Consider the following 23,428-nt stretch of genomic DNA (forward strand, 5'->3'; position numbering starts at 1 on the left):
CCTTCGGCCAAGGCATGACGCGGTCCGCACTCCATGTGCGGGTCGCTCCGTCGTGCCGGGCCGAGTGGTTCTTCCCGTCGCCCCCTGGGTGCCGTACGAGCTGACGGCCCGGCCCCAGCAGAAAGCAAGGGAATGACCTTCGACCCCCTGGCGATCATCACCGCCTTCGGGCTGATCTTCCTCGCGGAACTCCCCGACAAGACCATGTTCGCCTCGCTGGCCATGGGTACTCGGATGCGGCCGCTGTACGTGTGGTTCGGCACCTCCACCGCCTTCATCGTGCACGTGGCCATCGCCGTCGGCGCGGGCAGCCTGCTCGGTCTGCTGCCGGACATCGCCGTGAAACTCGTCTCCGCCGCCCTGTTCGCGTTCGGCGCCCTCGTCCTGCTCCGCAGCGGCGACGATGACGACGAGGACGGAGCCGCCAAGACCGTCACGGGCTTCTGGCCCGTCTACACCACCGCGTTCATGGCCGTCTTCATCAGCGAATGGGGCGACCTCACCCAGATCACCACGGCCAACCTGGCCGCCACCAACGGCTGGCTGTCCACCGCCATCGGCTCCGCCCTCGCGCTGATGTCGGTCTCCGCCCTCGCCCTGCTGGTGGGTCGTTTCATCGCCCAGCGCGTGCCCCTCAAGACCGTTCAGCGCATCGGCGCCGCCTGCATGGGCGCACTCGCCCTCTGGACGCTCATCGAGGCCTTCACCGGCTGATGTCGTCGGCCGACGACCTGGCGGGGCACACGGCGGGCGCCGCCGTGTGCCCCGCGCCCCCGGGGCGCGGTTCCGGCCCGAAGGTCGCCCGTGGAGCCGGGAGTTGAGGGCGGATCGGGTCGACATGCCCCGTCCGGGAACCTTCGCGCCCCGCTCGCCCTCTGACAGGGCGTACCCCCAAGGAGGCTGTGATGACGACCGGTACGACAGGCAGTGGTTCCGGGCGCCTGGGGCAGATCGAGGCCGCGTGGAGGCTCACTCTGGCGGCCGTCGCCGCGGAGGTGCTCGTCTGGTTCCTCGGTGCCTTCGTGGCGCCGCCGACGAGCCTGGACGAGTTGACCGAGTACGCGGGCCGGGACGCCGCGATCGTCCGGATCGCCGTGGGGGCGGGCGCACTTGCCGTTCTCCTGGTCGCCTGGCTGGTCGTGGCGGGACGGATGCGCGCCGGCCGCGGGTGGGCCCGGGCGGTACTGACCGTCGTCGGGGTGGGGTTCCTGGTGTTCCGGGCCGGGGGGCTCGGCACGGTGGAGGGGCCCGCGTGGTGGTCCGCCCTCAACGCCCTGCCCGACCTGCTGGCCGCGGCGGCGGTGGTCCCGATGTACCTTTCCCGGGCCCGCTCCCACTTCCTCGCCGGGCCGGCGCCGACCGCCTGAGCCCCGCGGCCGTGAGTCGCGAAGGTGGTGACGGGTGGCGTCGGACGCGATGCGAGGATCGACGGGTCTCCTGTTCGGTTCTCCCCAGGCTCGCTCCTGGTCGGGCTGCCGGCGGGCGCGTGGGTGGACCGCGTGCGCAAGCGTTCGGTGATGATCGGCACGGACCTCGCGAGGGCGCTGATCCTGCTGACGATCCCGGTGGCGTGGTGGACGGACCTCCTGACGATCCGGTGGCTCTGCGCGGTCGCCTTGGCGCACGGCGTGCTGACCGTCTTCTTCGACGTCGCCCACGTCAGCTACCTGCCCCATCTCGTGGGGCGCGACCACCTCGTCGAAGGCAACGCGAAGCTCTCCGCGATCCGCTCGGTGACCAGTATCAGCGGGCCGGGAGTGGCGGGACCGATGATCGGCTGGATCGGAGCCCCCGCGACCCTCCTGGTGAGTTCGGTCGGCATGGCCTGGTCGGGTCTGCTCGCGAGCGGCATCAGGAAGCCCGAACGGAAACCGGAGCCGAGCGGACGCCCTCGGCTGGGTCGAGAGATCAAGGAAGGGCTCACGTTCGTCCTCCGGTACCCCGCGCTGCGCGCGATCGTGCTCGGCGACGCCGTGTTCAACCTCTTCCTGGTGATGTACCAGACCATGCTGCTCGTCTTCCTGGAAAGGGAATTGGGCCTCGGCTCCTTCGGAATCGGCCTCGTCTTCTCGGGAATGGGTTGCGGCGCCCTGACGGGTGCCCTGTTGGCGACCAGGGTCTCGAAGTGGGTCGGACAGGGCCCGGTCATCTGGCTCGCACCGCTCCTGACCTCCCCGCTGACCGTTCTCATGCCCATGGCTCGACCGGGGTGGAGCGTCTTCGTGGCCGTGTTCGGCCTCGCGGCTCTTTCGCTGGGTGGGGTCGTCCGGTTCGTGGCCCAGGCGGGTTTCCAGCAGGCGCTCACGCCGGATCGGCTGTTGGGCCGGATGAGCGCGACGGCCCGGTTCGTGTCCTCGGGCGGCATCCCCCTGGGCGGGCTCCTGGGCGGCGCCTCGGGCTCCGTGTTCGGAGCGACGGCCACCCTGTGGATCGGTGCGGCCGGGATGACGGTGAGCGCCGTTCCCACCTTCCTCTCCCCGCTGCGCACCATGCGCGCACTGCCCGCGGGTGAGGGCTCCGGACCGGTGCGCGTCAACGACGGTACGCCGCCCGTGGAATGAGGCTTCCGCAACCGCCGCCGCGCGTCCTCCTCAGCGGTCACCCGGATCGGGACCACGGATCGGGACCACGGATCCCGCGCCTCCCACACCTGACCTCGGGCGGTCAGGACTTCCCGGGCGCGGCGGGGGGATCGCCCGTCGGTGAGGTGCGAACGAGGCGGTATGCGTACGGCTTCGAGCCGCGTGGGGCGGGTTTGCGGCCGATGCTCTGCGCGGCGGTGACGAGGGCGGCCACGCGGGGGTTGGTACGCAGTTTCTGTAGACGGTGGCGCGGGATCCCGAGCTGTTCGGCGGCGGCGAAGATGCCTGCCCCGCCCTGTACGGCCCTCAGCAGGAGCCGGAGCGCGAACGGACTGGTCGGAGCGGCCGAACCGGTCAATCCGTGAGCGTGAGCCAGAGCCTGCGCGGTGGCCATGGCCGCGTTGAAGTGCGGATCGGTGCCCTGCCACACGGTGAGCATGCGCTCGGAGATCCCGGCGGCGAGGGCGCAGGCGGCGGGCGGGAGACCCATGGCCGCGGCGCGAACCGCCTCCGCGCGACGTTGGGCGTTCTCCGCGCGGAGGTCGCCGGTGGTGCCGAGTGCTTCGCCGAGCGATCTGTCCGCTTCGTCGCCCGCGTTGAGATCGTCGATCGCGCTCCCGGCCCACGCCAGGTGGTGGCTCGTGTCATCTCCGTGATGGGTGTTCACTCGTGTGACTTTCGATTCGAGGCTGCGGGCTGAGGGTCAGAGCTGCGGGGCTGTGGGGCTGCGCGGCGGCCGGGCGAGGGCCGTGTGCGCTGATGGTGCCCGGAATAGTGGAATCCGGCAACAGTCGGAGTGTGTTCTCCCGAGCCGGGTGGTGGTGGTCGTGGATGTCCGGTCGCCGTCGCGAGTCTTCTTTGCCGCCGAGAGCCTTCCCGGACAGCGCTCTGTGATATCCCGATGACAGTCGGTGCGCGCGACCCTACCGTCATGGGGTATGACATCCATCGATCCGCTCATCGCGTCGTACTACACGGAGTACGACGAAGCCTCCCGCCTCCACACGACGGCCGTGGGGCGCCTGGAGTTCGAACGGACCCGCGAGCTGCTGCGCCGGTCCCTGCCCCCACCTCCCGCGCGCGTCCTGGACGTGGGCGGAGGACCGGGAACCCACGCGCGTTGGCTCGTCGAGGACGGGTACGAGGTGCTGCTGGTGGACCCCGTACCCAAACACGTGGAACAGGCGCGGGAGTACGCGCCCGGCTGTTCGGCAGAGCTGGGTGACGCACGGGAGTCGGCCCTCCCCGCGGACAGCTGGGACGCGGTGCTGCTCCTGGGGCCCCTGTACCACCTGTCCGAGCGGGGAGAGCGGCTCGCGGCGCTCCGGGAAGCGCGCAGGGTCGCGGTACCGGGCGGCCTCGTGGCGGTCGCGGGGATCTCGCGCCACTCCCTGCTCCAGGAGTACACCGTCAGTGCGGGACTGACCCCGGAACTCCTGGCCGGCGAGGCTCCGTGGACGTGGCCGGGACGGACCCGCGCGGTCTGGACCCGCACCTGCCGCGCATCCGGCGCGCCACCGAACGGCTCACCGACGTCGTCGACAACGTCCTCACGCGGGGCCGCCCCCAGGGAGCGGCCGACACCCTGCGCCCGGTCCCGCTGCGCCTGGACCGACTGGTCGAGCAGGTCTGCGAGGAGCTGACGGCCGGCCCGCACACCCTGACCGCCTCGCTGGAACCCTCGGTGGCCACCGCCCACGGCGGCGCCCTCACCGCGGACACCCGGCCGGGCGGCGGGTCGGTGTTCCGCCTCGTACTCGGACCGCGCGAGGCACGGCGCGCCCGAGGACGGAGCACGGTGCCCGTGAACGGCCCCGTCTCATGAAGTCCTCATGACTCCTCGCGAAGGATGCGATCACCAGACCGCACCTCGTACTGGAGAACGCGTGCCGAAACACTCCGCACCCCCCTTCCTGCGCCGCAAGCGCACCCTCGCCGCCGGCGCGGTCGGCGTCACGGCCGCCCTCGGAGCGGGCCTGATGCTCTTCCAGGCATCCGCCGGGCAGACCGCGGCCCCCCGGCTCCCCACGGCGAACATGGCCTTCGACTAACAGATCGGACAGGCGTACACGCCCCCCAAGGGCGTGAAGGCGGTCTCCCGCGACCGCTCCGCGAAGCCCGCCCCGGGCCTGTACAACGTCTGCTACGTCAACGCCTTCCAGGCCCAGCCCGACGCCTTCGACTGGTGGCAGAGGAACCACCCGGACCTGGTGCTGCGCGACGGCAGCAAGAAGCCCGTGATCGACGAGAACTGGGGCGAGGCGCTCCTGGACACCTCGACGGCCGACAAGCGCACCCGCCTCGCGAAGATCGTCGGAGGCTGGATCGGCGGCTGCGCCCGCAGCAGCTACCAGGCCGTCGAACCGGACAACCTCGACTCCTTCAGCCGGTCCAAGGGCCGCCTGGCGAAGGCGAACAACGTCGCCTTCGCCAAGCTCCTGGCCGACCGCGCGCACGCCGACGGCCTCGCCGTCGGCCAGAAGAACACCGCCGAGATGCTCCCCGACCGCGCGAAGGTCGGCTTCGACTTCGCCGTGGCCGAGGAGTGCGGCCAGTACGACGAATGCGGGGACTTCGCGAAGGCGTACGCGAACCGCGTGTTCGTCATCGAGTACGAGGCCTCCGGCTACCACCGGGCCTGCTCCGCCTGGGGCTCGAAGCTCTCCATCGTCCAGCGTGACCTGGACGTCTCCGCCCCCGGATCGGGCGACTACCGCTACCGGTCCTGCTGACCGACGGGCCCCGCCACCCCTCCACGTGCGGGGCCCGTCACCCGCGCCCGGCCCCTCGCCGGTGCCCGCCCCCCCGGCCGGGAAGGGCGTTCGCTCAGGCGGGCGGGGGCGTCGAGCGGGCGTAGCGCTCGGCGAGCCGCCGCAGGTGGGTGACCAGCTCCGGGGGCTCGGTGACGTCGAAGTCGAAGTCGAGCAGGCTCAGGTGGACGGCCAGGGTCCCCACCGTGTCGGCGCCGGTGACCAGGGTGCAGCTGTCCGCGTCGATCGCCTCCACCGTGCCCACCGCCGGGTTGATCCGCTCGATCACCGCCGCCGCCGGCGCGTGGACGGTCACGCGCGCGTGGTGGCGCCAGGCGGCGCCCGACACGCGTCCGGAGACGTACGCCGCGAAGTCGCCACCGGGCACCTCGCGCGGGGCGAAACGCGGCCCGGTCGGGGTGCGGGGCCGGATCCGGTCGACCCTGAACGTCCGCCAGTCCTCCCGCTCGACGTCCCACGCCACGAGGTACCAGCGACGCCCCCAGTTCACCGCCCGGTGCGGCTCCACGACACGCCGGGTCGGCGACCCGGCGTGGTCCAGGTAGTCGAAGCGCAGCCGTTCCCGGTCGCGACAGGCGGACACCAGGGTGGTCAGCACGTCCGCGGAGACCGTCGGGGCCGGCCGGTCGGCCGGCACGGCCACGGTGTACGCCTGGAGTGTCCGCACCCGTCGACGCAGCCGCGACGGCAGCACCTGTTCGAGCTTGGCCAGCGCCCGGAGCGAGGTCTCCTCGGTGCCGGGGACGGCGCCCTGCGCGGCGGTGCGCACCGCGATCGTGACCGCGACCGCCTCCTCGTCGTCCAAGAGCAGCGGCGGCATCGCAGCCCCGGCGCCCAGCCGGTACCCGCCGGCGGCCCCGCGCGTGGCGTCCACGGGGTAGCCGAGTTCCCGGAGGCGGTCGATGTCGTTGCGGACGGTACGCCCGCTCACCCCCAGGCGCTCGGCCAGTTCGGAGCCCGGCCAGGCGCGCGGGGTTTGCAGCAGGGAGAGCAGACGCAGCAGACGTGCGGAAGTGTCGAGCATGAAACCCAAGCCTGAGGTCTTTATAGGAACGAAGCGTGCCTATATCGAGAATACTGTCCTACCCATGGAGACCAGCAGCAACACCGACGCCCGGATCCGCCCCTTCCGCATTGACGTCGCGCAGGAGGAACTCGACGACCTGCGCACCCGGTTGGCGCGTACGCGCTGGGGCAGCGAGATCCCCGGCACCGGCTGGAGCCGGGGCGTGCCGACCGCGTACCTCAAGGAACTGGCTGCTTACTGGGCCGACGGCTTCGACTGGCGGAAGGCGGAGGCGGAACTCAACCGGTTCCCGCAGTTCACCACCGAGATCGACGGCCAGAACATCCACTTCCTGCACGTCCGTTCGCAGAACCCGGCGGCCGTTCCGCTGCTCCTGGTACACGACTGGCCCTGCTCGTTCGTGCAGTTCGTCGACGTCATCGAGCCGCTGACACGGGACTTCCACGTCGTCGTCACCTCCACGCCCGGCACCGGTTTCTCCGGCCCGCTCGGCGAGGCCGGCTGGAACACCGGCCGCATCGCGGGTGCGTTCGTCGAGCTGATGGCGCGGCTCGGCTACGTCACCTACGGCACCCAGGGGACGGGCGGGGGCGCCTGGATCGCCCTGGAGATGGGGCGTCAGGCGCCCGATCGAGTCATCGGCGTCCACGTCAACGGCCTGGTCACCTTCCCCTCGGGGGCCCCGGGCGAATGCGACGGGCTGACCGGGCCCGAGCAGGAGCGACTGGCACGACTGGAGAACTTCCAGCAGGACGGCATGGGCTTCAACGCCATCCAGTCCACCCGCCCGCAGACCCTCGCCCACGGACTGCACGACTCACCGGTCGGTCAACTGGCCTGGATTGCCGAGAAGTTCAAGGAGTGGACGGACCCGGACGCCGAGCTTCCCGAGGACGCCGTGGGCCGCGACCGACTGCTGACCAACATCAGCGTCTACTGGTTCACCGGTACGGCGGGCTCCTCCGCGAACCTGTACTACGAGTCGGCCCACGACCCGAGCGCCTGGGCCCCGAAGCCGCGCGGCACCGTCCCGACCGGTGTGGCCGTCGTCCTGGACACCGACATCGCCATCCGGCGCTTCGCCGAGCGGGACCACCACGTCACCCACTGGACCAAGCTGGAGCAGGGAGGCAACTTCCTCGCGCTGGAGCAGCCGGAGGCCTTCGTGAGCGATGTCCGCGCCTTCTTCGACACGCTCGACGCCTGACGCCTGACGCCTGACGCCTGACGCCTGACGCCTGACGCCTGCCGATTTCCGGCGCCGGGTCCGGGCTGCGGGCCGTCGGCCACTCACCGGTCAGTGCTTGTCGCCGTTCCCGGCGGGCAGCGGGCGCTTGTAGTAGCGCCAGGGGAACCAGCCCTCGCCGACCGCGGTCCATCCCTCGGCCTCCAGGCGCCGGTGGCGTCCGCCGGACACCACCGGAACCCGGCAGTGCTCCCAGGGCCGGTCGGAGGCCTCGACCTCGTGGAAGAAGGCGCCGTAGCCGACCAGGTGCCACCCGTCGCGCCCGGCGTCGGCGAGCGCGGCCATCTCGTTGAACGCGGTCAGGGGGGTGAGGATCCGTCGCTCCGGGGCGTCGGGGCCGCCGGACGATCCGGATGGGGCGGAGTCCTTCCCCTTGTTCGCGAACCGCTGTTGCGCGGCCTGGCGGCTCACTCCCAGGACCCGGCCGACGGTGTCCCAGCTGTGGCCTGCCGCCCTGGCGCCCTGGACGGCCTCGCGCAGCAGCCGGCCGGCCTCCTCGGCGCCGACGCGCGAGGCGTCGACCAGGCGCAGGTAGCCCGCGGCGTCGTGTTCGAGGGAGTCGGCCAGGTCGTCGGAGACGCCCAGTACGGCCGCGGCGATGCCCTCGCGGATCCTGGCGGCCTCCTGCGGGCCGAGCAGGTGCTCGCCGCTCAACGCTGCTGCCCGGGTCGGTGGTCGAGCGCATCCAGCACGTCCTCGTCGCGGCGTGCGCGGTCGGCCGCGGCTCGGGCCGCCGCCGACCGGGCGAAGCATCCGGCCGTGAGGGCGACCAGGGCGAGGTCCAGCGCGATCAGGGCGATGGTCGCGGGGGTGCTGAGCTTGTCGGCGAACATCGCCGTGAGCGCGGGCATGACCGTGACCAGCGGCAGAAGGGCGGTCAGCGCCGAAGTGGCGCCGTTGGGTGCGGTGTTCGTCTTGAGGTTCGGCATGTGTCAAGGAAACCTTGACGCGGGAGCCTTGTCAAGGATTCATTGACGTCATCGTGGAGCGCCGGGTTCGGTGAAGGGGCCTTCGTCGACGAACCGCCGCAGGTGGGCGGCGAACGAGCGGGCCTCCCCCGGTGGCCAGGAGTCGAGGGACGCCTCGATGCGTGAGGCCAGGCGCTGCCGCATGATCTCCACCGTGCGGGCGCCCCGGGGGGTGAGTGTGAGCAGGACGGCCCGCCGGTCGGTCGGGTCCTGTTCGCGCCGCACGAGGCCCGCGGCCTCCAGTCGTGAGGCCCGCCGGCTCACGCCGGAACGGTCCAGTCCCACGTCGGCGGCCAGGTCGGCCGCGCTGCGGGGGCCCGTTCTGGCCAGCCCGCTGAGTACCGGGTAGGTGACCTCGTCGACGGCCTCGCCCAGGTCCTCGGTGAGGGCCCGGTACAGGCCGGCCCGGAGCGTGCGCTTGAGCAGGTCGCCCAGGGCGTCGGCGATCTCGTGTCCCGTCTCGTTGTTCACGCCTCAAGAATAGCGTGCGTCGCGCACGCAGTCTGTGTATGCTCTGAAGCGTGCGCAGCGCACGCATTCGCTGATTCGCGTCACCTTGCACGGAGGACAACCATGAGCCACACCACCATCGCCGCCGCCCTCGACGACCTCCTGTTCACCCCCGGACTCGACCTCCGGGAAGCCGTCGACCGGCACTTCGCCCCCGACTACCGTCAGCGCACGGACGGCACGTGGGACGAGCGTGACGGGTTCATCGCCCACATCGCCCACCTGCGCACGGTGATAGCGGAGGGCAGCATCGAGGTGCACGAGGAACTGACCGACGGACGGCTGTACGCCGATCGTCACACCGTCGACGTCGTCAAGAAGGACGGTTCCGCCGTCCGCACCGAGGTCTACCTCTTCGGCGAGTTCGCCGCGGACGGCCGATTCCGCCGCATCGAGGAGACCACGCTCATGCTGTCCGGCAGCGAGGCGGACCGGAACCTCGGAAGCGCACGCTGACGACGACCGGCCACCCGCCCGCGCCCGACCCCGCGCGGCCCGGTGGCGTGCGCGTCGCCGGGCCGCGGGTCCCGTCAGGTCAGCCGGAGAACCGGCCGCAGAGCCAGTTGCCCGGCTCCGCCGGATCGTCGCTGATCCAGAACTGGCGCCACAGCAGCGCGAACTCCTCCCGGCTGAGGTGGCCGTCGCCGTTCAGGTCGAGCAGTTCGAAGACACCCGTCACGTCCACGGGCTGCCCGTTCCACGTCTCCACGAGCCTGCGGTGTTCCTCGGGGGAGATGCGGCCGTCGCCGTTGGCGTCCACGGCGTCGAAGACGGTGTCCGCGGTCGCGGTGACGTCCGCGACCATGGCGGGCAGCCTGTCGACGAGGGCGAGCAGCTCACCCATGTCGATCGCGCCGTCCCCGTTGGCGTCCCCGGTTTCCAGCAGCGCCGCCCACCACCCCATCAGCAGGGCCTCCACCCGTGCGCGGACCTCCGTGCCGGGCCCCACCCCCGGCAGGCGGCTCCACCGGGCGACGAGCGCGGTGAAGTCCTCCTCGCGCAGGAAGCCGTCGCCGTCCGCGTCGAACGCGGCGAACATCCCCTTGAGCTTGAGTTCCTGAAACGCGCTGGCCATGAGCGGTCTCCCTCGACGCCGAACCGAACCACGAACGTCGCCGACCCGTCGGGGCCGGCGGACAGCGCGTAACTCTAGGCCGGGGCGCGCCCCCGGCCCCACGAGCACATGTGCGCGAACGGTCACCCGCCGACGGTCCCTCCGCAGGGCCGGCAGGCCTTCGGCCCGCGGTGGTCACGGGCGCACCGACCCGGCGTTAGGTCCGCGTCACGCCGGCCGTTAGCCGCCTGCGGCAACGTTCCGTCCGGGCGTCGGGCCGGACCCGCGCCTCGATCCGAACGGACCGGACGCGGACAGGGAGACGGTCATGGACACAAGGGCGGGACGCAACGGCGGACGGTGCGGGGGCGGCCGGGACGGCGCCCGGCGACGGTGCTGCCCGAGACGATCCCGCGTCCGGTTCGGCCTCCTGGCAGTCGGAGTCGAACGGGTTCCTGACCGGCAGCCGGGGCCGGGTGGTCTACTGGACGGGCCACGGCCACGTGGAGATCCACTGGAACAACCCGTACTTCGGCGGCAACACCTACGACTGCCGCGTGCCGTCCGGCCACGGCTGCCGGAGGCCGGGCGGCCCCGGCAACAACGCCTCGGTGACCTTCGAGGTGCCGTGGGTCTGACGCCGGCGCCCCCGGGCGGGCGCCGCTGAGGTGTCGTCACCCGGCCCCCGGTGCCCGGCGAGGGCCGCCGCCCGGGTCCAACAACGCCGGGCCTCCTCGGCCCGGCCCAGGGCCCGCAACGCCTTGCCGCAGGTGTCGAGGAGCAGCGCACGGCGCTCGTCCGACTGCTCGTCCGAGGCGAGTTCCAAGCCGCGGCGGCAGTGGGCCAGCGCCTCCGACGGACGCCCCGTGGTGAGGTAGTGGGTGGCCAGGTGGTACAGGGCCAGGACCTCGGTGTGGGGGTGATCGAGGTCCCGGGCCGCACGGGCGGCCTGTTCGCGGCGCTCTCCGGCGCCCGACAGGTCGCCCGCGCGTTCCAGCGCCACCGCCCAGTTGATCAGGGCGATGACCCGGCCGACCGGATCGCCGGCCCGTTCGGCGAGTTCCGGGGCACGGTGCAGGTGCTCCAGCGCGGCGGTGTGCCGGCCGTTCTCGGTGAGGACCCAGCCGAGCAGCGAACGCAGCCGCGACTGCGCGTCCGGGTCGCCGATCCCGGTGGCGGCGGAGAGGGCGCGCAGCAGGACCGGCTCCCAGCCGTCGTGCACCTGCCGCACGACGAGCGGCCACAGCTGTACGGCGATGCGCCAGGCCACATCCGGGAACCCCGCCCCCACCGCGGCGGCGACCGCCGCGGTCAGGTTGGCCCGTTCGGTACCCAGCCAGGCCATCGCCTGGAGACGGTCGGTGAAGACGGGCGGCGGGCCGGCCGGGGCCAGGTCCGCGGGCACGGTGCAGCAGGGCTGGCTGCCCGGTTCGGCCGCCACCGTCGCGGCGCGGGCGGCGGACAGGTAGTGCACCAGCAGCCGCCGCAGTCCCGCGCCGTCGGCCCGGTCCGCGAAGGACCGCGCGTACAGGCGGGTCAGATCGTGCATCAGGTACCGGCCGCTGGTCCGTTCCTCGACGAGATGGGCCGCGGCCAGGGCCTCCAGGGCCTCGCCGGCCGCCGGGAGCGGCAGCCCGCCGAGCGCGGACGCGGCCCCCCGGTCGATCTCCGACCCCACGTGCAGGGCGAGTTGACGGAACAGCAGCGCGGCGTCCGGCGGCAACTGGTGCACGCTCATCCGCAGTGTCGCCTCGACACCGAGGTCCTCGCCGTTCAGCAGGGAGAGCCGCCGCTGCTCGTCGAGCAGGTCGTCGGCCATGGCGCGCAGCGCGAGCCGGGGCCGCGCCGCCAGCCTCGCCGCGGCCAACCGCAGCGCCAACGGCAGGCCGTCGCACAGCACGGACAGCTCCGCGGCGGCGGCCGGCTCCGCGTCCACCCGATCGGCGCCGATGACGGTGCGCAGCACCCGCACCCCGTCCGCGGGCGCCAGCCGTTCGAGCGGCAGCAGCCGCGCGCAGTCCGTCGCCACGAGCCCCTCCATCCGGTTGCGACTGGTGACCAGCACCGTGGAGCCGGGTGTTCCGGGCAGCAGCGGACGTACCTGGCCCGAGTCGCCGGCGTTGTCGAGGAGGACGAGGGTACGGCGGCCGGCGAGCGTGGCCCGGTACAGGTTCTCGGTGGCGCGCGCCTCCGCCGGCAGCCGCTCCTCGGGAACGCCGAAGGCCTGGAGGAAGTCGTGCAGGACACCGGTCGTCAGGCAGCCCGCGCCGTCCGGCCCACCGGCCCGCAGGTCGGCGTACAGGACGCCGTCGGGGAAGTCGGCGGCGTGGGCGTACGCCCAGTGGACCGCGAGCGAGGTCTTGCCGACCCCGGCCGGGCCGGTGATCACGCTCAGCGGCGCCCGGTCCGCACGGGCGACCAGGGTCAGCCGCGCGAGATCGTCCGTACGGCTGACGAAGCCGGCCGGGGCACGCGGCAGCAGGAACGGCGAGGGCCTCGCGGGCGCCTGTACGGCGATGGCCGGCCGGTGGTCGGGCGCCCGCGGCGGTGACACCGGGGCCCGCCGGGCGGCGGGCGCGGCCGGGCGCCGCGGCGGCCCGGAACGCAGCAGCGTCAGGTACGCCTCGGACAGCGCGGCGCCCGGGTCGACGCCCAGTTCCCCGGCCAGCCGGCGCTGCGTACGCCGGTACAGCGCGACGGCGTCGGCCTGACGGTCCGCCTGGTGCAACGCACGGACGACGGCCGCGATCAGGGACTCGCGCAGGGGGTGCCGCTCCGCGGCGGGCCCGAGCAGCGAAAGTGCCTCCGCACCCCGCCCGCCTGCGTGCAGGGCGGCAGCGAAACGTTCCAGCACGGCCAGGTGTTCGTCGACCAGCCGGTCGGCGGCCGCGGCCATCAGCGGCGTGTCACCCACCCCGTCGAGCGCCCGACCGCGCCACAACCCCAAGGCCTCCCGCAGCGACTCCGTCGGCTCCGCCCCAGAGACCCCGGCCGCGCGCACCAGCTCACGAAAGCGCCACAGGTCCGCCGAGGCGGGCGGGGCGTGCAGGGCGTACCCACCGTCCCTGGTGACGAGTTCGGTGTCCGGCTCCTCCCGCAGCAACCCGCGCAGGGCCGACACGTGGCCGTAGACGACGGTCCGGGCGTGCGTCGGCGGCCGGTCGTCCCACAACCCCTCGATGATGCGCTCGGCGCCCACCGACGCGCCCTCCGCGAGCACCAGCAACGCCAACAGGGCCCGACGCTTGGGCGGCCCGATCGGCACCTCGACCCGCCCCGAGAAGGCCGACACCGGTCCGAGCAACCGGAAGTCCATCACATGCCCCCTTGCGCACGTCGTTCCTGGCCGCACCCTACGAGGCGATAGGGATGCACTCGCGGGCGAAGCCGGATAAAGGCCGGAAACACATCAAGAAGGACGCCAATGTCGACGGGCGCGCACCCCCGCGACAGCGACCGACGCCCCTCCTAACGGCCGCGTCGGGCAGCTGCCGGAATCCGCGTTAGATCCCTGTTAGGCCACGTCGGCAGGCTCTGTCCCGCCAAGCCGGAACCACGAACAGGAGACGCACATGCCGACCGACCCGGTATCCCGCAGGGCCTTCCGCAGGGGCACGGCCACCACCTCCGCGGCACGCGGAACCGCCTCCCTGCGCGCCGCGGTCGTGGTGGCCGTGGCCGCCACCGCGCTGCTCGCCCCGACCGTCACCGCCACCGCCTCGACCGGCAACGACACTCCCGGACAGTCCACCGCGGTGGCACAGTCGGCGCGCAGCACCAAGGTGACCGTCGTCAACGGCACCACGACGACGATGTACCGCAACTACACCTCCCTCTCGCACGGGGTCTGGGACGACGCCACACCGCCCGAGAAGATCGACGGAGGCGCCTCCGCCGCCTGGGGGTCGCACTCCTCGGGAATGATGACGGGCACCGAGGGCTACGCCCGGTACGCGGTCGGCACCGACGGCGAGATCTCCATCCACTGGAACAACCCGTACGCCGGCGGCAACGGCTACAGCTGCGACGTCCCCGCCGGCTACAGCTGTTCGCGCAGCGGTGGTGGCGGCAACAACGCCGAGGTGACGTTCACGATCGGCCGGAACGGGGTCAGGGCGGCCACACCCGCATCCGGCTTCTCGACCACCGGCGCGGGGGCACGGAACGCGACGAGCGCCGCCGCAGCCGCGCGCAGCACGCACGTCACCCTGCAGAACCGCACCCCCAACGAGATGGTCCGCACCTCGTCGAGCCTGTCGCACGGCACGTGGAGCGACAACATGGTCCCGCCGGACCGCGTGTACCCGATGTCCAACGGCACCTGGCAGTCGGAGTCGAACGGCTTCATGACCGGGACGCAGGGGTCGGCGGTCTACAACATGTACGAGGTCGGCAACGTCGCCATCCACTGGAACAACCCCTACTCGGGGAGCAACAAGTACGCCTGTGACGTCCCGTCGGGCTTCACCTGCCGTCAGGACGGCGGCGGTGGCGACAACGCCGCCGTCACCTTCACCGTGAGCAAGGGCTGAGGACGACCGTGAACCGACACACCGCGGCGCTGGCGTGCGCCGCCGCACTGACCGTGATCGCCGCCGGTTCGGCCTCCGCCGCCCCGCCCCCCGCCGCCGCGGCCAACCCCACGCCGGGGCAGACGTACGTGATGGCGCCCCAGGAGCGGCCCGACGAGTGGCTCGGCGACGCCGACTACTTCGGCTCCGTCGTGTGCAAGGCCAGCCGGCTCTGGTACGGCAACCGGCACGACGACGCCGTATGGCAGGTCGGCGGCAACAACGACGGCACCATCTCGCTCCTGAACAGGGACGCGGAGCAGTTCGGCCAGAGCCTGCAGGGCGTGGGTAACGGGATCCTCGTCTCACAGGGCCAGGGGGACAGCTTCCACTGGTACACGGTCGCCGGCCCCGGCGGTTCCGTCGCACTGCGCAACAAGGTGACGGGCCGCTACCTGATGGCCACCGCCGCCGGAGCGGTCGTCTCGGCCACCAACGCCTACTGGTGGTACATGGTCAACACGCGCCCCTGAGGCCCCGGTGCGGGTGGGTCGACCCGTACGGGTCGACCCACCCGCACCCTGATCAGAAACAGGGGAAGGGACTGTCCGTCCTCACCCGGCCCGGACCCCGACCCTGATCCCGTCCCGGATCCGGTTCGCCCCATCAGTAGGCGACCCACTCGCTGCGATCCGGCCACCAGCCGAACCTCGGCCGGCCCTCCAGCGCGCTCGTGCGGAAGGGCCGACCGCCGTCGTCCACCCGCACCGTGCCGCGCCGGTCACCGCTGCTCCAACCCACCTCCAGGTACCAGCTCGCCTGATGTCCCTCCGTGTGGATGTCGAGGTTGAACACCTGCGGGTCGTGCGACGAGACCTTGAACGGGAAGCCCTTGGCGGGCACGGTGGTTCCGCCGTCCTGACCGTCCTTCGCCCTGGTCACGGGCCGGGCGTCGTCCAGGTCGATGTCGAAGGTCTGCGGGGTGATGCCGCTGCCGCAGCCGTCGCCCATGGAGAAGGCCCGCCACGCGAGGGGCGCGCCGCGCTCGACCACCCGCACGTCGATCCCGGTGATGACCACCGCCTCCTCCGCGCGGCCCTTCGCGGTCAGCTGGAGCCGCATCGCTCCGGCGTCCACGGCCCCGAGCGCCCGGGCCCAACCCCGGGTGTCCTGCGGGGCGCTGGGCGGCGGGACCTGACCCTCCGGCTGATCGAGCAGGTAGTTCTCCCCGCAGGGGGCGTCCCAGTTGTACGAGCTGACCCCGACGCTCGGTGGCTGCACGGCCGCCCCGTCGCCGGAGGGCGGTGTCCCCCCGGGCGTGCTCGACCCTTCCCGGCCGGGCGCGGGCGCGCTCGCCCCGGCGCCGGGGGAGGCGCCGCGGGCCGCGGTGGCCGAACCGCTCGCCGTGGGACCGGCCGAGGCGGAGGCACTCGCTGCGGGCCCGGGTCCGGGGGCGGACGGCGAGGTCCGGCCCGACGAGGGCGTCACCGGCGCGGAGGGGCCCGAGGGGGTCGGCTCGTCCGCGGCATAGCGGGTCACGGCGTACGCGGCCGGCACGGCGAGCACCGCGACGGTCCCGGCCGCCAGGGCGATCCGCACACCACGGCGTCGGGCCGCGGAGCCGACGGCCGCGGACCGCGAGGCGTCGCGACCGCGCCGGGACCATCGCGTGGCGCCGGCGCCGGAAGCCCCGGGGGCGGCGGCCGGCGTCGCACCGGACTCCGGATCCGCATTCCCCTCGGATTCCGCTTCCGGTGCCGTCAACGGCAACGCGCCGCCCTTCGGGGCGTCCTCGGGCGCGGGCGTTGGCGCGGGGGAGTGCGGACCGGTTGCGCCGGCCGCCTCATCGGGTGCCGCACTCGGGGTGCCCGAGGTGCCGGTCGTGACCGGTGGCCGCTCGGCCGGTTCGTGGGCCGCCGGCCGCGGACGCCGCCGCGCGTCGTCGGCGATGATCCAGCGCCGGTGCGCCTCCACCAACTCGTCGCGGGTCGCCCCGCACTGCTTGGCGAACCGCTCGATCGTCCCGAACTCGGTGGGAACGGCATCTCCGTTGCAGTACCGGTGCACCGTCGACGTACTCACGTGCAGCCGCCCGGCGAGCGCTCCGTAGCTCAGCCCCGAACGCTTCTTGAGCCCGCTCAACAGTCCGGCCAGGCCATCCGATCCCGTGGTCACTCGGGTCCCCCGCTCCCTCTGTCTTTCCAACCAGGCGTTCCAGGGACAGGTCATCCGCCCAGCTCACAGGCCGTCCCACGTCCCAACGTCCCCCATTGTCCCGTGTATCTGGCACATGATCGGCACAGCCCCGCAACCTTGGGACAGCGCCACCGGAACCGGAGCCGCCATGCCAAGACGTTTCGGCGCGACCGACGTGGTCGCCGTCGCCGTACTGATCGCCTGTATCTCGGTCCTGACCGTGGTCCTGGGCCGTCACTGAGTCCGCCTCACATCCCACACCAGAAGGACGACCGCATCATGCGCACCACCCGTACCCGTCGCACCGCCCTGACCGCCTGCACCGCCGCGCTGCTCGCAGCCACGACCCTGACCGCGTGTCAAGGCAATGACGCACTGACCAAGGAGCCGTCTCCCGCCGGCGCGGCCTCCGTCGTGCAGCCCTCGATCGGCACCACCGACAGCGGCAAGGCGCAGCCCGCCGCCCACACCCCCACCGAGGCCGGTTTCGTGGCCTGCGCGGCCGGTTCCACGAAGATCGTGGCCACCAAGGTGGAACGCCCCGTCAACCACATGCTGCTCACCGTCACCAACACCGGAAAGCGCGCCTGCGACGTCTACATGGCGCCCCTGCTGCGTTTCGACGAGGAACAGGCCGCGACGCAGATCGTCGAGGACAGCAAGCCGCAGGCCGTCGCGACCCTCGCCCCGGGCGAGTCCGCGTACGCGGGGGTGACCCTCAGCAGCGCGACCGGTGAGGCGGCCCACGGCTACAAGCCCGAGAAGCTCACCCTCCACTTCGCTGCCCGCAGCGATTCCGGTTCGGTCGGCGCCCCGGTCAAGGTGACGCTCCCGGCCGGCACGTACAAGGACGACAGCGCGGCCGTCACCTATTGGCTCTCCTCGATGCAGGACGCGCTGACGTACTGAACGACCGACTCGCCCCGCCGGCCCGAAGCGCCCCGCTCCGAAGCGACGACACCGCCCCGGGGCGGGCCCGGGGCGGTGCGGGGGTGGGCGAGGAGATCAGATGCCGATGTTGGCCAGATTGACACCGAGGGTGCGCAGGGTCGCCGCCAGTGAGGGGTGCTTCACCTCGAACCGTTCGGCGGCCAGGTGCAGGGACTCGGCCATGCCCGGGTCCTCTGCCGCCTCATCCGCCTCCAGGCGGTCCAGCAGCGCCTCCAGGTGCGCGCGTTCGTGTGCCGGGAGCGCGGCTCCCGTCGTCCGAAGCTCCGCACGCAGTGCCTCCAGGTGTTCCCTCGTCGCGTGGTTCGGCACCGTGTCTCCTCCGTCGCTCGCCGCCTCACCCGGGGTCCGTCCCCCGAAGGCGGATACCGACCGCCTGCCCGCCCCCGCGTTCCGCACGCCTCCCCGCGCCGTCGGATGATCCGTTCGGCCGTACCCGACGTGGGCCGCCGCGGGGCCGGCGCCTCTGTCCCGCCGACTCAGCGGAGCTCGACGGTCACGCCGAAGGCCCGGAGCCGGTCGACGACCTCCTCGGCGTACGACACGTCGGCCGCCGGCCCGGCGCCCGCCAAGGCGCGGCGGGCCGCCGGGAAGTGGTGCCACACCAGGGTGAAGGGCGGGACGGCTCCGTACCCGCCGGACAGGCAGTCGAACAGCGAGTTCCAGCACCGGCCGTAGTAGCCTCCGGGGCCGTTGACGGCCTCCCCGAGCGCGCAGTGCAGGGCGTACCAGCCGGTCACGAGCCGGCCGTCGAGGTGGTGACGGCCGCCCTTCCGGTCCGGGCCCGCGTCCTTCTCCGTGAGCCACAGCCATTCGGCGAGCAACTCGTCCGGGAAGCGCGTCCACTGGTGGGGCTCGGCGGGTCGCCCCTCACGCCACAACGCCCACACGGCCTCCAGCGCCGGCAGGGGCTTGTCCTCGACCCGTCCGGCGACCTCGACGTCCAGGAGACCGGAGCCGAAGGCGGAGGGCTTCGCCCCGATGACCCGCAAGTGGGCGTCGCGGCCGGTCATCACCCGGCCCGTCCGGTCGACGGCGAGGATGTCCGTCGGAGTGGAGCGGTCGCCCCCGGCCAGGAGAGGTGCGTCGGGGTCGACGCCGAGGAGCCGGAGCACGGCCTGTTCCGGAGCCTTGCGGGTGGCGAAGAGCCGCGGCGCCGCCGCGCAGGAGCCGTAGGGGTCCTCGCCTTCGGCGCCGGACAGTTCGAATCCGAACTGCCGGCGCAGTTCGTCCGGCGGTCGACCGAAGGACAAGTCGGGCGTCCGGACCGTGGCCTCCACGGTGATGTCGATGCGTGAGGGGTCCTCCGAGCCGGGCCGGTGGGCCACGACCACGGCGTCGGACAGTCCGTGGGTCCAGCCGTCCACGGGCAGGCCCCTGAGGGTCACCCCGATCCGCAGATCGCCGACTCGGCCGCGGTCCGCGCCGGCGACGGCGGCGCGCAGCCGCCCCGACGGTGCGCACGAGAAGAGCGTCAGCTGCTCCCGCGGGGCGGTGGGCGGCGGCAGTTCGGCGAACAACCCCTCCACCTCGGCGCACTTCGCCAACACCGCGTACCCGAAGCTGTAGGGGGCGTCCCGCCCGTCCTCCCCGTGGTCCCGCTCCTCGACCAGGACATAGCGCAGCGGTACGTCGCGCCGCCGGTTCCACCGCTCGTGCCAGGGGTTGTTCATCGCGACCATCCAACAGCAACCGGCCCGGCGCCTCACCCGGGTTTTTCCCTTCGCCCCGCCGGCGCCGGCCCCGCGCGCGGGGCGCGTGTGTGCAGCTCCGGAACTACGATGGACGCATCCAGCCGAAACGACCCGGTTGGCCCGGATCTCGTCTCTCGGCCGCGTGCAGACACGTACGCATACCCAGGGTGATCGATGACGATGAAGCCAACCGCCCGGATCAAGCGAACCGCTGAAGGGCGCGTCGGCGCCAGGGTCCCCGCGATCGCCGCCGCTGCCGCCTGCGCCGTCTGCCTGCTGCCCGGGGGTGTGGCCGCCGGCGAGGCCGACCAGGCAGGGTCTCCCACGAAGGCCGCGTGCGCGACCTCGCTGCCGGACAGTTTCTGGCGCGCCCCCGTGGACAAGCTCCCCGTGCACCCGAACTCCGCCCGGTACGTCTCCTCGATCGGCTCCTCGGTACCGCTTCACCCGGACTTCGGGTCGGGCCTGAGCGACGGCGAACCCTTCGGCATCCCCATCACGGTCTCGGACGAGAAGCTGCCGGAAACGAAGGTCACCCTGGACTACGCCGACGAGAGCGACAAGACCGGGTACCGCATCCCGCAGGACGCCAGGATCGAGAACGGGCCGGCGAGCGAGGGGGACCGCCACGTCGTCGTGTGGGACCGCGACCTGTGCAAGTCCTACGAGCTGTGGAACGCGAAGCAGGAGGGCGACAACGCCTGGCACGCCGGAGGGGGCGCCGTCTTCGACCTGACGACCAACGAACTCCGGCCCGACGGCTGGACGTCCGCCGATGCCGCCGGCCTCGCCATCCTTCCCGGACTGGCGCGCCACGAGGAGGCGGCGTCCGGGCACATCGACCACGCGATCCGTGTCACCGTGCCGCGCTCGGACCAGAGTCACGTCTGGCCCGCCAGGCACCAGGCGGGCTCCGCGGCTGACGCGTCGCTGCCACCCATGGGGTTGCGGCTGCGGCTGAAGGACTCGGTGGACACCTCGGCGATGGGCCCGCAGGCCAAGGCCGTGGCCGAGGCGCTCAAGAAGTACGGCGCCATCGTCGCGGACAACGGCTCGGCCTGGTTCATCACCGGTGAGGAGAACCCCGGTTGGGACAATGCCCAACTCGACGCGCTCAAGGCCATCAAGGGGTCGGACTTCGAGGCGGTCGACGCATCGGGACTGCAACAGTCGCCGGACTCGGGAGCCGTGGAGACCAAGTGACCCCCCGGCCGGGTGGGGGCCGACCCGGGCCGGACCCCCGGCCGGGAACCCGCAGGGGCGGGTCCCCGAGGGGTGACCCACGTCTACGTCCGGGCGACGGCCTCCAACGGGCTCAGCGCGGCCGCCCGGCGGGCCGGACCGGCGGCCGCGACCGTGCCGATCGCGAGGGAGACCAGGCACACGAGGAGCAGCGTCCCCCACGGCAGGGCCATGGAGTAGTCCGCGATCGCGCCGTTCGCCAGAGCGCCGACCGCCCAGGCTCCGAAGAGCCCGCCCGCCAGGCCCAGGAGCGTGCCGAACGCGGCGACCGTCAGGGACTCCAGCCGGATCATGCGGCGGATCCGGCCGCGATCCATGCCGAGGGCACGCAACACGCCGATCTCGCGGGTGCGTTCCGCGACCGACACGGCCAGGGTGTTCACGATGCCGAGCGAGGAGATCACGGCGCCGAGTGCGAGCAGCCCGTACATGAGGGTCAGCAGGTCGCCCATGGCCCCGGCGGCCTCGTGGACGAGTTCGTCGCGGTTCTGGACCTTCATGAGCGGACTGTTGCCGGTGGCGGTGCGCAGCCCGTCGGCGGTGGCCGGGGCAGCGCCGCCGGCGCCGGCACGCACGAGGATCCGCTGGACGGAGTCCGGCAGGTGGCTGTGCCGACCCACTTCGACGCGCGCGCCCAGCACGTCGTGGGCGACGGGGTTGTCCCGGTAGACACCGACGACGGTGTACTGCCTGGGCTCCTGGTCGCGACCGATGCGCGCGGTCAGCGCGCTGCCCGCGCTCAAGCCCTGTTCGCGGGCGACGGAGGCGGACACGGCGAGCCGGCCGGGACCGAGGTCCTTCAGGGATCCGCTGACGAAGTCGAGTTCCATGACGTCGTGCACGGTCTCGGGGTCGACGCCGGCGATCTCGCGTACCTGGCCGCCCGTGAACAGCGTGGAGTCCGTGACGGCGCTCGCCGTCTCGACGCCGGAGGTGTCGGCCACCCGCTGCACGGCGGCCGGATCGATGCCGCTCATGGTGGAACGGGCACTGATGACGTAGTCGGCGCCGAGACCGGCCGCGGCCTGCCGGTCGAGGGCCTGCGACGTGGAGTCGCCGATGACGGCGAGCCCGGCGACCAGGGCCGTGCTGACCATCAGCGCGGACGCGGTGGCCGCGGTGCGGCGCGGGTCGCGCAGCGCGTTCTCCCGGGCGAGCCGGCCGGCGATCCCGAGGCGGTCGGTCAGACGTCCGCTCAGCCGGATCACGGGACCCGCGAGGAGCGGCGCCAGGACGATCAGGGCGACCACGACGACGGCGCACCCGAACATGGCGTTCCGCAGGTTCTCCTCGGAGGCGTCCTTCGCCCCGGTGAGAGACACCAGCAGCCCCGCGCCGAGCGCCAGCAGGAGTACTCCCGCCACCCCGCGGACCCTGGACGCCGTCGCGGTGGGCGGTTGGTCCGCCGAACGCAGCGCCTCGATGGGCGCGATCCTCGCGGCCCTGCGGGACGGCAGCCACGCGGCGAGGACGGTGACGCCCACGCCGACGCCGAGCGCGGCGACGATCGGGCGCGGTCCGATGACCAGGGGCCCCCGGGGCAGGGCGTCCCCGGTGCTCAGCAGGTCGGGCAGTACGGCGGCGATGCCGAGGCCGAGGAGGAACCCGAGCGCCGACGCGGCGAGGCCGACCAGCGCGGCCTCCCAGAGGACGGAGCGGACCACCTGCCGGCGCGAGGCGCCGATCGCCCGCAGCAGCGCGATCTCCCGGCCGCGCCGGGACACGAGCATGGTGAAGGTGTTGACGATGAGGAACGAACCGATGAACAGGGAGACCCCGGCGAAGACCAGCGGCAGTTTGGTGTAGCCACGGGTCAGCGTGTTGACGAGGATGCCCTGTTGGTCGGCCTGTGCGGTACCGGTGGTGGCTTCGGCGCGGTCGGCCGGCAGCATCGCGCGGACGCGCTCGGCGAGCTCGAACTGGCCGGTGCCGGGGGCGGCGGTCAGGTCGATCGAGGTGTAGTGGCCGGGTGACGCGAACAGTGCCTGGGCGGTCGCCTTGTGGAACAGGGTGAGGGTGCCGCCGGCGGTCACCCGGGGCTCCTTGGTGGTCACGACCCCCACGAGCCGCTTCCTCAGTACCGGGCCGTCCGTGGCCAGCGTGATGGTGTCGCCGAGGGCGAACCCGCCGGCGGCGGCGGTGCCGTCGTCCACGGCGATCTCGGCGTCGTTCCGGGGCGCGTGCCCCTTGACCAGCGGAAAGCGACCGTCCTTGCCGTCCGCCCCCGGTACGTAGGCGGCGCCCAGGTTCGCCCAGGTCCGTCCGGCCCGCAGGGGGGCGCCGTCCGAGCCGTTCAGGGTCGCCGGGCCGTCGGCCGACGGCCGTACCGCGGCGACACCCGGCACGTCGGCCAGTTTCCGGGCGAGCACGTCATCGACGACGGTGGTGTCATCGCCGGGGCCTGCCGGGGCTGCCCCGGGCGGGGGCTGCCTCGGGGTCACGGTGACCGCGATGTCCGCGAAGCTCTTCGACACGGCGGCGCGGTGAGCGGCGGCGGAGGAGTCCGCGAAGACGAGTGTGCCGCTGACGAACGCGACACCCAGGCAGACCGCGAGGACGGTCAGGAGCAGACGGGCCTTGTGCGCCAGGGCGTTGCGCAGGGCTGTTTTCAGCATGGGCAGCTTTCAGGGCGGAGGAGGGGAGGGAGGGACAAGGGACGGCGCAAGCGGCGCCGTGCCG

21 protein-coding genes and 1 pseudogene are annotated in these 23,428 nt (G+C 72.8%); 11 read left to right on the top strand and 11 right to left on the bottom strand.

Annotated features, from left to right (window positions below):
• Positions 1-132: 132 nt before the first annotated feature.
• The 3 genes from OG906_RS32100 to OG906_RS32110 all read left to right on the top strand — a co-directional run bounded on the left by OG906_RS32100 (position 133) and on the right by OG906_RS32110 (position 2,561).
• Positions 133-714, top strand: coding sequence for a TMEM165/GDT1 family protein (locus tag OG906_RS32100; protein ID WP_329447541.1), 582 nt, complete (start codon positions 133-135; stop codon positions 712-714).
• Positions 715-905: 191 nt separating this feature from the next.
• Positions 906-1,367, top strand: a complete 462-nt coding sequence (locus tag OG906_RS32105) for a hypothetical protein (RefSeq protein ID WP_329447542.1) — start codon at positions 906-908, stop codon at positions 1,365-1,367.
• A 27-nt stretch (positions 1,368-1,394) separates the two neighbouring features.
• Positions 1,395-2,561: an MFS transporter gene (locus OG906_RS32110; RefSeq protein WP_329447543.1), complete on the top strand. Its 1,167-nt coding sequence runs from the start codon at positions 1,395-1,397 to the stop codon at positions 2,559-2,561.
• Positions 2,562-2,664: 103 nt separating this feature from the next.
• Here OG906_RS32110 and OG906_RS32115 read toward each other — a convergent pair whose 3' ends face one another.
• Positions 2,665-3,249, bottom strand: a complete 585-nt coding sequence (locus OG906_RS32115) for a hypothetical protein (protein WP_329447544.1) — start codon at positions 3,247-3,249, stop codon at positions 2,665-2,667.
• A gap of 271 nt (positions 3,250-3,520) precedes the next feature.
• Here OG906_RS32115 and OG906_RS32120 point away from each other — a divergent pair, with 271 nt between their 5' ends.
• On the top strand, positions 3,521-4,225 hold the full coding sequence (locus tag OG906_RS32120; protein WP_329447545.1) for a class I SAM-dependent methyltransferase: 705 nt from the start codon (positions 3,521-3,523) through the stop codon (positions 4,223-4,225).
• 243 nt (positions 4,226-4,468) lie between these two features.
• Positions 4,469-5,314, top strand: a pseudogene (locus OG906_RS32125) (endo alpha-1,4 polygalactosaminidase).
• 94 nt (positions 5,315-5,408) lie between these two features.
• On the opposite strand, the gene OG906_RS32130 reads toward OG906_RS32125, so the two are convergent.
• Positions 5,409-6,377, bottom strand: a complete 969-nt coding sequence (locus OG906_RS32130) for a helix-turn-helix transcriptional regulator (protein WP_329447546.1) — start codon at positions 6,375-6,377, stop codon at positions 5,409-5,411.
• 64 nt (positions 6,378-6,441) lie between these two features.
• Between OG906_RS32130 and OG906_RS32135 the strand changes: the two genes are divergently transcribed.
• The gene (locus OG906_RS32135) at positions 6,442-7,587 is read left to right on the top strand and encodes an epoxide hydrolase family protein (protein ID WP_329447547.1); all 1,146 of its coding nucleotides are present in this window, start codon (positions 6,442-6,444) and stop codon (positions 7,585-7,587) included.
• Between the two features lie 90 nt (positions 7,588-7,677).
• Here the strand turns inward: OG906_RS32135 and OG906_RS32140 are convergent, their stop codons facing one another.
• From OG906_RS32140 to OG906_RS32150, 3 genes are read right to left on the bottom strand one after another with little or no spacing between them, the layout of a single operon-like run.
• On the bottom strand, positions 7,678-8,280 hold the full coding sequence (locus tag OG906_RS32140) for a hypothetical protein (RefSeq protein WP_329447548.1): 603 nt from the start codon (positions 8,278-8,280) through the stop codon (positions 7,678-7,680).
• Positions 8,277-8,555, bottom strand: a complete 279-nt coding sequence (locus OG906_RS32145; protein WP_329447549.1) for a hypothetical protein — start codon at positions 8,553-8,555, stop codon at positions 8,277-8,279. The genes OG906_RS32140 and OG906_RS32145 overlap by 4 nt, the downstream gene beginning before the upstream one ends.
• A gap of 48 nt (positions 8,556-8,603) precedes the next feature.
• Positions 8,604-9,065, bottom strand: coding sequence for a MarR family winged helix-turn-helix transcriptional regulator (locus OG906_RS32150; RefSeq protein WP_329447550.1), 462 nt, complete (start codon positions 9,063-9,065; stop codon positions 8,604-8,606).
• A 102-nt stretch (positions 9,066-9,167) separates the two neighbouring features.
• Here OG906_RS32150 and OG906_RS32155 point away from each other — a divergent pair, with 102 nt between their 5' ends.
• On the top strand, positions 9,168-9,560 hold the full coding sequence (locus tag OG906_RS32155; RefSeq protein ID WP_329447551.1) for a nuclear transport factor 2 family protein: 393 nt from the start codon (positions 9,168-9,170) through the stop codon (positions 9,558-9,560).
• 79 nt (positions 9,561-9,639) lie between these two features.
• On the opposite strand, the gene OG906_RS32160 is transcribed toward OG906_RS32155, so the two are convergent.
• Entirely contained in the window at positions 9,640-10,179 is a 540-nt protein-coding gene (locus OG906_RS32160; RefSeq protein WP_329447552.1) for an EF-hand domain-containing protein, read from the bottom strand.
• Positions 10,180-10,702: 523 nt separating this feature from the next.
• Positions 10,703-13,474, bottom strand: coding sequence for an AfsR/SARP family transcriptional regulator (locus OG906_RS32165; protein ID WP_329447553.1), 2,772 nt, complete (start codon positions 13,472-13,474; stop codon positions 10,703-10,705).
• A 256-nt stretch (positions 13,475-13,730) separates the two neighbouring features.
• Between OG906_RS32165 and OG906_RS32170 the strand changes: the two genes are divergently transcribed.
• Together OG906_RS32170 and OG906_RS32175 are read left to right on the top strand one after the other, a co-directional pair.
• Positions 13,731-14,690 (top strand): Crystal protein ET79, encoded by a 960-nt coding sequence (locus OG906_RS32170; RefSeq protein ID WP_329447554.1) that lies wholly within the window; start codon positions 13,731-13,733, stop codon positions 14,688-14,690.
• Between the two features lie 8 nt (positions 14,691-14,698).
• On the top strand, positions 14,699-15,202 hold the full coding sequence (locus OG906_RS32175) for a hypothetical protein (RefSeq protein WP_329447555.1): 504 nt from the start codon (positions 14,699-14,701) through the stop codon (positions 15,200-15,202).
• Between the two features lie 133 nt (positions 15,203-15,335).
• Here the strand turns inward: OG906_RS32175 and OG906_RS32180 are convergent, their stop codons facing one another.
• The gene (locus tag OG906_RS32180; RefSeq protein WP_329447556.1) at positions 15,336-16,844 is read right to left on the bottom strand and encodes a helix-turn-helix domain-containing protein; all 1,509 of its coding nucleotides are present in this window, start codon (positions 16,842-16,844) and stop codon (positions 15,336-15,338) included.
• Between the two features lie 300 nt (positions 16,845-17,144).
• Between OG906_RS32180 and OG906_RS32185 the strand changes: the two genes are divergently transcribed.
• Positions 17,145-17,774, top strand: a complete 630-nt coding sequence (locus OG906_RS32185) for a DUF4232 domain-containing protein (RefSeq protein ID WP_329447557.1) — start codon at positions 17,145-17,147, stop codon at positions 17,772-17,774.
• Positions 17,775-17,870: 96 nt separating this feature from the next.
• On the opposite strand, the gene OG906_RS32190 is transcribed toward OG906_RS32185, so the two are convergent.
• Together OG906_RS32190 and OG906_RS32195 are read right to left on the bottom strand one after the other, a co-directional pair.
• A complete protein-coding gene (locus tag OG906_RS32190; protein ID WP_329447558.1) occupies positions 17,871-18,125 on the bottom strand; it encodes a DUF4404 family protein in 255 nt (84 codons plus the stop codon).
• Between the two features lie 167 nt (positions 18,126-18,292).
• Positions 18,293-19,486 carry a barstar family protein gene (locus tag OG906_RS32195; RefSeq protein WP_329447559.1) on the bottom strand — a complete coding sequence of 398 codons (1,194 nt, stop codon included), beginning with the start codon at positions 19,484-19,486 and terminating at the stop codon, positions 18,293-18,295.
• Between the two features lie 195 nt (positions 19,487-19,681).
• Here OG906_RS32195 and OG906_RS32200 point away from each other — a divergent pair, with 195 nt between their 5' ends.
• Entirely contained in the window at positions 19,682-20,710 is a 1,029-nt protein-coding gene (locus OG906_RS32200; protein WP_329447560.1) for a hypothetical protein, read from the top strand.
• An 83-nt stretch (positions 20,711-20,793) separates the two neighbouring features.
• Here the strand turns inward: OG906_RS32200 and OG906_RS32205 are convergent, their stop codons facing one another.
• Positions 20,794-23,364, bottom strand: coding sequence for an ABC transporter permease (locus OG906_RS32205; RefSeq protein ID WP_329447561.1), 2,571 nt, complete (start codon positions 23,362-23,364; stop codon positions 20,794-20,796).
• Positions 23,365-23,428: the final 64 nt, after the last annotated feature.

Source organism: Streptomyces sp. NBC_01426 (assembly GCF_036231985.1).
Classification (GTDB): Bacteria; Actinomycetota; Actinomycetes; order Streptomycetales; family Streptomycetaceae; genus Streptomyces.